At 36.3% G+C, this 1,627-nt stretch carries 1 protein-coding gene; it reads right to left on the bottom strand.

The features are described from left to right. Nucleotides 1-139: 139 nt before the first annotated feature. Complete coding sequence (locus LQ216_RS20195) at nt 140-1,378, bottom strand: IS110 family transposase (RefSeq protein WP_230131448.1); 1,239 nt, start codon at nt 1,376-1,378, stop codon at nt 140-142. Between the last annotated feature and the right edge of the window lie 249 nt (nt 1,379-1,627).

Raw genomic sequence — 1,627 nt, 5'->3', positions numbered from 1 at the left:
ACTAAACCAGCTAATAGTTTGTCAACATTTTTCAATAAAAAGATTAATAACGTCATGATATACTAAAAATGTTCATGCCAAATAACCTTCCTCTATGTTTTATTTGGAAGGTTTTGTTGTATTTAGTTAGATATAGTTTTTAAACTGTATCTTGGAAAATAGTTCTGCTTTTTAGTAAGGCAAAAATCCAATGTAAGAGCTTATTAACACATGCAATAACTGCTACTCTGAAGGGTTTTCCTTCTTCACGTTTTTTATCGTAAAACTCTCTTAATCTTTTATTGCGTGCGATGATTTCATCAGTCGTTTTCTTTTTACGAGCATCACGAATACCACTTTGAACAGCCATATACAAGGCATGACGAAGCCTACTAGAACCTCGTTTGGTAATTCGATTTACAGATGCGGTAAACTTACCAGAAGAGAAAACACTAGGATCTACTCCAGCGAATGCAACGAGCTTTTTGGCATCATTGAACCGATCTATCTCACCAATTTCGGAAATAATCGTGGCGGCGATTTTCTCTCCAATTCCAGGGATAGACTGCAGTATATGATATTCTTCAATTTCTTTAGCGAGGGCATCTATTTCAACTGCAATCTTAGATAGATGCTCTTGGTATTGAAGAACGATGTTGACTAATAACTCTAGATTAAAAATATTACTCTGGTAGAGGTTGTTTTGAAACGGATTACGAAGGGCTGCTTCCCTTAATTTTTTAGCCTTTTCGTTTGCCCATGCATCTGAACGACTCATACATAGCGAAGCTATTTTCTCTGTTATTTCTCTTTCACTCACACTTAACACTACTTCTGAAGTAGGAAATGCTAATAATGTAAGCAATGAGACTTTGGAATATAAACTTCCAAAAACTCCTCTATATTCAGGAAATACCTGATCCAAAAGGGTATGCAGCTGTATTTTAGTCTGTGCTGATACTTCGGCAATACTTTCTTGTTGTCTTGTTAGATTACGAAGATTTAATAGTTGAATTCCTCTTTTTTTATAAGGCTCTAACTCTTCTTTATAAAACAGCTCGCAAAGGTGATAAGAATCAATTGCATCTGTTTTTACCTTCCTTAAACTCGAACTTTTGGCTCGATGGGAGATAATAGGATTTACAACAATATAAACATAACTTTGTTCCTCAAGAAATTGAATTACAGGAAAATGGTAGTGTCCTGTTGATTCTAAAACCACCGTTGGCTTATGACCACCAGCTGAACTCTCTACTTCATGAAGGAACTCTAATAAACTACCTAAACCATCAGTATTGTGTTTGATACTAAAGCTCTTACGATACGGTTTGCCTTTGTCTAAAAATGCTTGAACCTGACTTTCACCTTTTGAAACATCCAGACCAATGACTGGATTCATAATCAAATCTCCTCCTTTGTAAAACAACAATTGTCGGTATCCCCTAAGGCTTCTTGTAATGTCATAGGTTCGCTTGTTAAACGGGATCGTTGTCCCAACCAGCCTGAAACATGTTTATACAAGTAGGGGGTGAACAGTTTAGTTGACGGGATTTAACCCACGGGTGCGACGTTCTACCCCGACTACCGTAATATTAAGACCATAAATAAAAAGGTCAACCAGAAATATCTGGCTAACCTTATATTACGA

This window comes from Bacillus sp. CECT 9360, assembly GCF_918741275.1.
GTDB lineage: Bacteria > Bacillota > Bacilli > Bacillales > DSM-1321 > Peribacillus.
This window is presented reverse-complemented; position numbering and strand designations above follow the sequence as displayed.